The organism is Acidiphilium sp. PM (assembly GCF_000219295.1).
In the GTDB taxonomy this organism is placed as follows: Bacteria; Pseudomonadota; Alphaproteobacteria; order Acetobacterales; family Acetobacteraceae; genus Acidiphilium; species Acidiphilium multivorum.
Map to the genome: position 1 here is coordinate 1 of NZ_AFPR01000140.1, position 7,743 is coordinate 7,743.

A 7,743-nucleotide genomic window follows, 5' to 3' on the forward strand; every position below is an offset into this window, starting at 1 on the left:
TGGGCATCTTCGGGGCGGGCTTCGGCTTGGGCTGCGCCGAGTTCGCCTCGGCGGCGAGCTTGGAGAAATCCGGCTGGGGCGGCGGCGGTGCGAGCCGGGGCGGCCCCGAGGCCGTGGTGCCGGACATGATCTGCTCGTTAGCCCCAGGCACCTGCAGGCCGCCGGGATTGGCGGGTGCCGTGCGCATCGGCCCCGGCGGCGGCTTGATCACCGGCGGCGGACCGAGGCGCGGATGAACACCGCCCCAGATCAGCGCGACAAGGACGATCGCCCCCGCGAACCCGCCGGCGATGAGCGCGATCCGGCGCATTTCCGGATCGAACCCGCGCGTGGGCGGACGCCGCACGGCATAGGGCGGAATGTCGATCTCGTCGTCGTAATCCTGTCGGTCCATCATCTCTCCGGGCAGCCGGCGCCGCTCAGCGCATCTCCTCGACCGGGGCGACCCCCATCACCGCGAGGCCGGAGCGGATGACCACCGCGGTCGCCGCCACCAGCGCGAGCCGCGCCCGGCTGGCCTCGACGGCATCGGCTTGAATGAACCGCAGCGTGGCATCGGCGCGGCCGGCATTCCACAGCGCATGGAAGTCGCCAGCCAAATCATACAGGAAAAATCCGATTCGGTGCGGCTCGCGCGCCTGGGCGGCGGATTCGACGAGGCGTGGCCAGGCGGCGAGGCGGCGGACCAGCGCCAGTTCCTCGGGCGCGGTCAGGCTGGCGAGCGCGGCCTCCGCGAGGGCGGCATCGACGGTGTCGCCGAGTTCGGGCATCTCGGCCGCGGCGCGCAGCACCGAGCGGCAGCGGGCATGGGCATACTGCACGTAGAAGACCGGGTTTTCCCGTGTCTGCGCCACCGCGGCATCGAGGTCGAATTCCATCTGCGCGTCGGACTTGCGCATCAGCATGATGAAGCGGACGACATCCGGCCCGACCGCGTCGATGAGGTCGCGCAGCTCGATATAGGTGCCGGCGCGTTTCGACATGCGCATCGGCGTGCCGTCCTTCATCACGCGGACGATCTGGCAGAGCACGATGTCGAGCGAGGCGTCGCGCCCGGCGGCGAGTGCCTTCACCGCCGCCTGCATCCGCTTGACGTAGCCGCCGTGATCGGCGCCCCAGACATCGATCATCGTGTCGAAGCCGCGGGCCATCTTGTCGGCGTGGTTGGCGATGTCGTTGAAGAAATAGGTATTCGAGCCGTCCGACTTGCGAACCGGGCGGTCGACATCGTCGCCGAAGCCGGTGGCGCGGAACAGCGTCTGCTCGCGTGGCTCCCAGTCCTCCGGCGTCTTGCCCTTGGGCGGCTCCAGCACGCCTTCATAGAGCAGGTCCTGGCCGCGCAGGATCGCCTCGGCGCGCTCGACGCCGCCTGCGGCGATCAGCGCCGCTTCGCTGGTGAAGACGTCCTGGCGGACGTTGAGGGCGGCGAGATCCTCGCGGATCAGCGCCATCATCGACTCGATCGCGTGGCGGCGGACCGTGTCGAGCCAGGCCTCGGCGGGGGCGATGGACAGGCCGGGGCCCGCGAGCGCGTCGCCATGGGCGGCGACCAGCGCCTCGGCCACCGGGATCAGGTAATCACCCGGATATTGCAGGCCGGTCGGCGTGGCCGCCGCGAAATCGTGCTCGGTGAGCTGCGTGCCGAGGGCCTGCAGATAGCGCCAGTAGACCGACCAGGCGAGTGCGGTGACCTGCGCGCCGGCATCATTGATGTAGTATTCGCGGGTCACGTCATACCCGGCCTTGGCCAGCAGCGAGGCCAGCGCGTCGCCCACCACGGCGCCGCGGCAATGGCCGACGGTGAGCGGGCCGGTCGGGTTGGCGGAGACGTATTCGACATTGACCCGCCGCCCCTGCCCCATCGCGCTCGCGCCGAAGGCTTCGCCGGCGCGCAGGATGGCGGCGATCTCGGCGTGCCAGACCGGATCGGCCAGAGTGAGGTTGACGAAGCCCGGCCCGGCCGGCTCGGCCTTCGCGATATCCGGCAGGGCCGAAAGTGCTGCGGCGAGGGCGGCGGCGATCTCGCGCGGCGGACGGCCGAGCGGCTTGGCGGCGATCAGCGCGGCATTGGTCGCCATGTCGCCATGCGCTGCCTCCCGTGTCGGCGATACCTCGATCCGCGCCTGCACTTCCGCATCGAGGGCCGGGAACAGGCGCGCCATTTCGGCGAGGATCAGCCGGCGCAGGGCAATGAAGATGTTGTGGGACATGCGGAAACCTCAGGCGGGAGAATGGGGGTCGGTCAGTCGGCGATGCTCGTCGAGCGCGGCGCGGTCGGTCATGCCGGCGATATAGTCGCGCACCGCCTCGGCCGCCGTCATGCTGCGCGGCGCGCCGGCGGCGTTGCGCCAGTCATCGGGCAGCAGGTCCGGCCGGGCGAGCAGCAGGCGGGCCATGTCGCGCACCACGAGCTCGACCTTGTGGGTCATGCGGTTGACGCGCCATTGGCGATACATCCGCGCGTAGAGGAAGCGGCGGATTTCGGCATTCTCCGCGGCAAGCTCCGGCGCGAAGCCGATCACCGCGTCCGGGCAGGCGCGCACCGCATCGGAATCGGCGGGCGCGAGGGCAGCCAGCCGGCGGCGGCTCTCGGCCAGCGCGCCGCTGACCAGTACGCCGATCATCTGCCGCACGGCATGGGCGCGGATGCGGACTGGATCGGCCGTCAGAGCGCGAGCCTCCGCCAGGGTGGCACCGATGATCGGCACGGCGGCGAGATCGTCCGGCGTGAACAGGCCGGCGCGCAGCCCGTCGTCGATGTCGTGGGCGTGATAGGCGATGTCGTCCGCAAGGGCGGCGACCTGCGCCTCGGCCGAGGCCTGGCGGGCGAGATCGAGCGGATAGGCGGCATCGAAGGCGGCGATATAGGCAGGCGGCGCGGTCAGCGGACCGTTATGCTTGGCCAGCCCCTCCAGCGATTCCCAGGTGAGGTTCAGCCCGTCGAACCCGGCATAGCGGCGTTCCAGCAGGGTGACGGTGCGCAGGCTCTGGGCGTTGTGGTCGAAGCCGCCATGCTCGCCGAGCGCATCGTTCAGCCCGGCCTCGCCGGCATGGCCGAAGGGCGGGTGGCCGAGATCGTGCGCGAGGGCGAGGGTTTCGGTCAGATCCTCGTCGAGCCCGAGGCCTCGGGCGATGCTGCGGGCGATCTGCGCCACTTCGAGGCTGTGGGTCAGCCGGGTGCGGTAGAAGTCGCCCTCGTGGATCACGAAGACCTGGGTCTTGTATTGCAATGTGCGGAAGGCGGCCGAATGGAGCACGCGGTCGCGGTCGCGCGCGAAGGGGGAACGGGTCGCGCTTTCGGGCTCGGGATGCTGGCGGCCGCGCGAGGCCTCGGCGCGGGCAGCGTAGGGGGCGAGTGACATGGCCCCGGCTTACTAGGAGAGCGCAGGCTTGTCCAAGCGACGCTGGCGATCCGGCGGATGAGCGCTTATATTCAGCCTCATGAGCGAGACGATGGACCGGTTCCGGATCAGTGAGGCGGCGGCGGCGCGGATCGCCGCCATCGTGGCGGCGGAAAGCCCCGACGCGGCCCTGCGGGTCGAGGTTCTGGCGGGCGGCTGCAACGGGTTTCAATACAGGTTCGACCTCACCCGCGAGATGGCGGCCGATGACGTGGTGTTCGAGCGTGGCGGCGCGAAAGTGGTCGTCGACCCTGCGAGCCTCGACCTGCTGGACGGCGCCGAACTCGATTTCAAGGACACGCTGATGGGTGCCTATTTCGCCGTGGGCAACCCGAACGCGACCTCGTCCTGCGGCTGCGGCTCGTCCTTCTCGGTCGACTGAGCGCGGCGTGCGAATCGCGACCTGGAACGTCAATTCGGCACGCACGCGGGCCGGGCTGATCGCGGATTTTCTCAAGCGCGAGCAGCCCGATCTGCTGCTGCTGCAGGAAATCAAGTGCGAGACTCAGCAGTTTCCGGCTGCCGCCTTCGAGGCGGAGGGATACCGCGCCGAGGTCGTCGGGCAGAAGGCGTATAACGGCGTCGCGGTGCTCTCGCGCGGGGCGGTGACGGTGACCCACCGGCGCCTGCCCGGCGAGGAGGAAGACGCGGCGGCGCGGTTCATCGAGATCGAGGCCGGCGGCCTGCTGGTTGGCAATCTCTACCTGCCGAACGGCAATTCCGGCGGCGGCGACGGCTTCGCGGCCAAGCTCGACTGGATGGAGAAGCTGCGCCGGCATGCCGCCTCGCTGCTGGAGCATGACCGCGACTTCATCCTGGCCGGCGATTACAATGTCTGCCCCACCGATGCGGATCTGGCCAAAGGCGCGCTGCCGGCGGATGACGCGCTGGTGCGGCCGGAAAGCCGGGCGGCGTTCCGCGCGCTGATCTGGCTCGGCCTGACCGATGCGCTGAGGGCGCTCCATCCGGATGAAACGCTCTATACGTTCTGGGACTATCAGGCCGGCGCCTGGCAGCGCGACCGGGGGCTGCGGATCGACCATGCGTTGCTCTCGCCGCGCGTGGCGGAGCGGCTCGACACGGTGCGCGTCGCACGCGAGGAGCGGGACAAGCCGCAGCCTTCCGACCATGTGCCGGTGATTGTTTCGCTCCGCGATTAGGCGGCGAGGCTTCGGGCAACGGCCTCGGCGGCGCGGATGCCATCGACCCCCGCCGAGAGAATGCCACCGGCATAGCCCGCACCCTCGCCGGCGGGGAACAGACCGCGCGTGTTCAGGCTCTGCCCATCCGCCCCGCGGGTGATGCGGATCGGTGCCGAGGTGCGGGTTTCGATACCTGTCAGCACCGCATCCTCGCGATCGAAGCCCTTGATTTTCTGCCCGAATGCCGGCAGTGCCTCGCGGATCGCCTCGATGGCGTAGTCCGGGAGTGACTGCGAGAGATCGGTGAGGGTGACGCCGGGGCGGTAGGACGGGATCACGGCGCCGAAATCCGTCGAGGCGCGGCCGGCGAGAAAATCACCGACCAGTTGTCCGGGCGCGTTGTAGTTCGACCCGCCCGCCACATAGGCCGCTTCTTCGAGGCGGCGCTGCAGTTCGACGCCGGCCAGAACGTCGCCCGGAAAATCCTCCGGCGATATCCCGACCACGATCCCGGCATTGGCATTGCGCTCGTTGCGCGAATACTGGCTCATGCCGTTGGTGACCACGCGGCCCGGCTCGGACGTGGCGGCGACCACGGTGCCGCCGGGGCACATGCAGAAGCTGTAGGCGCTGCGGCCGTTCCGCGCGTGATGCACCAGTTTGTAGTCGGCGGCGCCGAGCAGCTTGTGGCCGGCATGATCGCCGTAGCGGGCGCGATCGATCATCGATTGCGGATGCTCGATGCGGAACCCGATGGCGAAGGGCTTCTTGTCGAGATGCACGCCGCGGTCGCGCAGCATGGTGAAGGTGTCGCGAGAGGAATGGCCGATGGCGAGAATGACGTGGTCGGTCTCTATCGTCTCGCCGGAGTCCAGCACCACTCCGCGGACCTGCCGGGCTGCGCCGGTGGTGTCGATGGCAAGGTCGGTCACCCTGGCGCCGAAGCGGTATTCCCCGCCGAGCCGCTCGATCGTCGCGCGCATGGTCTCGACCATGCCGACGAGGCGGAAGGTGCCGATATGCGGATGCGCGACGTAGAGGATTTCCTCCGGCGCACCGGCGGCGACGAATTCGGTCAGCACCTTGCGGCCGAGATGGTTGGGATCGCTGATCTGGCTGTAGAGCTTGCCGTCGGAGAACGTCCCTGCCCCGCCCTCGCCGAACTGGACGTTGGATTCGGGCGTCAGCACGCCGCGCCGCCAGAGCGCCCAGGTATCCTTCGTGCGCTCGCGCACCACCTTGCCGCGTTCCAGGATCAGCGGGCGCAGCCCTGCCTGGGCGAGGATGAGGGCGGCGAAGAGGCCGCAGGGGCCGGTGCCGACGACGACGGGCCGGCGCGCCGGCGGAGGGGAGTCCGGAAACCGGTAGGTCATGTCCGGCGTCGGGCCGACATGGCGGCTCGCAGCATGGCGGGCGAGAAGCCCCGCCTCGTCCTCCGCCTCGACATCGATCGTGTAGGTGAGGACGATCGCGGCCTTGCGGCGGGCATCGACGGCGCGGCGGAAGACGGTGAAGCCGCGCAGCGCGGCCTCGCCAATGCCGAGGCGGGCGAGCACCGCATCGCGCAGGGCGTCGGGGGTGTGGTCGAGCGGCAGGCGGATTTCGGTCAGGCGGATCATGGCGGCGCTCTCATACCCCGATCGGCGCTCGCTTGCCATGCGATCCGCGATTGGCCACAAGGCGCGCATGGCTCCTCCCCTGCTCAACCTGCAAGACATAAGGCTCTCGCTCGGCGGCGCGCCGCTGCTCGACGGGGCGGAAATCGGCATTGCCGCGGGCGAGCGGATCTGCCTCGTCGGGCGGAACGGATCGGGCAAGTCCACCCTGCTGAAGATCGCGGCGGGGCTCGCCGAGGCCGATTCCGGCACGCGGTTCCTGCAGCCTGGCGCCACCCTGCGCTGCCTGCCGCAGGAGCCGGACCTCACCCGCTTCCCGACCGTGCTCGATTACGTGTTCGACGGTCTCGATCCGGAAGTGGACGGGCACCGCGCCCGTGCCTGCCTCGACCGGCTTGGGCTGACCGGCGCCGAGAGTACCGCCCGCCTCTCCGGCGGCGAGGCGCGGCGGGCCGCGCTGGCCAAGGTGCTGGCGCCGGAGCCCGATGTGCTGCTGCTCGACGAGCCGACGAACCATCTCGACCTGCCGGCGATCGAATGGCTGGAGGCCGAGTTGAAGGCCTCGCGCGCCGGCATCGTGTTGATCAGCCATGACCGGCGGCTGCTGGAGACGGTGACGCGCAGCATCGTCTGGCTCGATCGCGGCCGCACCAGCCGGATCGATCGCGGCTTCTCGCATTTCGAGGCCTGGCGCGACGAGGTGTTCGAACAGGAGGAGCGTGACGCGCAGAAGCTCTCCCGCGCCATCGCGCGGGAGGAGGACTGGATGCGCTACGGCGTGACGGCGCGGCGCAAGCGCAATGTCCGCCGTGTTGCCGAACTCGCCGCCCTGCGCGCGCGCAAGCGCGAGGAGCGACGCGAGGCGCGGGAGATGAACGTGACGACAAATGCCGCCGCACTCTCCGGCAAGATCGTCGTCGATGCCGAGCACGTCTCGAAAACATTCGGCGAGCGCTGCGTGATCCGCGACCTGACGCTGCGGGTACTGCGTGGCGACCGGCTTGGCATCGTCGGGCCGAACGGTGCCGGCAAGACCACCCTGCTGCGGCTGCTGACCGGGCAGATCGAGCCGGACTCAGGCACGATCACCCAGGGCACCAACCTTGCCGTGGCGACCCTCGATCAGCAGCGCGCAGCCCTCGACCCGGCCCGCACCCTCGCCGACACGCTGACCGGCGGGGGAAGCGACATGGTCGAGGTCGGCGGGCAGTTTCGCCATGTCGTCGGCTACATGAAGGATTTCCTGTTCCGCCCCGAACAGGCGCGCACGCCGGTCGGCACGCTGTCGGGCGGCGAGCGTGGCCGGCTGCTGCTGGCCTGCGCGATGGCACGGCCGTCGAACCTGCTGATCCTCGACGAACCGACCAACGATCTCGATCTCGAAACGCTCGACATCCTGCAGGATATGCTGTCGGACTATGCCGGCACGGTGCTGCTGGTCAGCCATGACCGCGACTTTCTCGACCGCATCGCGACCTCCACGCTCGCGGCGGAGGGCGACGGGCGGTGGGTGGAGTATGCCGGCGGCTATGCGGACATGCTGGCCCAGCGCGGCCCGCGCGAGACGCGCGAGGCAGGGCCGCG

General features: G+C 69.8%; 6 protein-coding genes and 1 pseudogene. 3 read left to right on the forward strand and 4 right to left on the reverse strand.

From position 1 onward, the window contains the following. The 3 genes and pseudogenes from APM_RS06955 to APM_RS06965 all read right to left on the reverse strand — a co-directional run. Positions 1–394: pseudogene (locus APM_RS06955) on the reverse strand (SPOR domain-containing protein); the annotation flags it as partial. A gap of 25 nt (positions 395–419) precedes the next feature. After that, positions 420–2,210 (reverse strand): arginine--tRNA ligase, encoded by a 1,791-nt coding sequence (locus APM_RS06960; RefSeq protein ID WP_007422647.1) that lies wholly within the window; start codon positions 2,208–2,210, stop codon positions 420–422. Between the two features lie 9 nt (positions 2,211–2,219). Then, entirely contained in the window at positions 2,220–3,362 is a 1,143-nt protein-coding gene (locus APM_RS06965; RefSeq protein ID WP_007422648.1) for a deoxyguanosinetriphosphate triphosphohydrolase, read from the reverse strand. A gap of 79 nt (positions 3,363–3,441) precedes the next feature. Between APM_RS06965 and APM_RS06970 the strand changes: the two genes are divergently transcribed. Together APM_RS06970 and APM_RS06975 are read left to right on the forward strand one after the other, a co-directional pair. Beyond that, entirely contained in the window at positions 3,442–3,783 is a 342-nt protein-coding gene (locus tag APM_RS06970) for an iron-sulfur cluster assembly accessory protein (RefSeq protein WP_013639697.1), read from the forward strand. Positions 3,784–3,790: 7 nt separating this feature from the next. Continuing rightward, on the forward strand, positions 3,791–4,561 hold the full coding sequence (locus tag APM_RS06975; RefSeq protein WP_007422650.1) for an exodeoxyribonuclease III: 771 nt from the start codon (positions 3,791–3,793) through the stop codon (positions 4,559–4,561). Here the strand turns inward: APM_RS06975 and APM_RS06980 are convergent. After that, positions 4,558–6,162, reverse strand: a complete 1,605-nt coding sequence (locus APM_RS06980) for an NAD(P)/FAD-dependent oxidoreductase (RefSeq protein WP_007422651.1) — start codon at positions 6,160–6,162, stop codon at positions 4,558–4,560. The genes APM_RS06975 and APM_RS06980 overlap by 4 nt on opposite strands. Before the next feature lie 67 nt (positions 6,163–6,229). Between APM_RS06980 and APM_RS06985 the strand changes: the two genes are divergently transcribed. Continuing rightward, positions 6,230–7,743, forward strand: a 1,514-nt coding sequence (locus tag APM_RS06985; protein WP_007422652.1) for an ABC-F family ATP-binding cassette domain-containing protein, incomplete at its 3' end; no start/stop codon positions are given.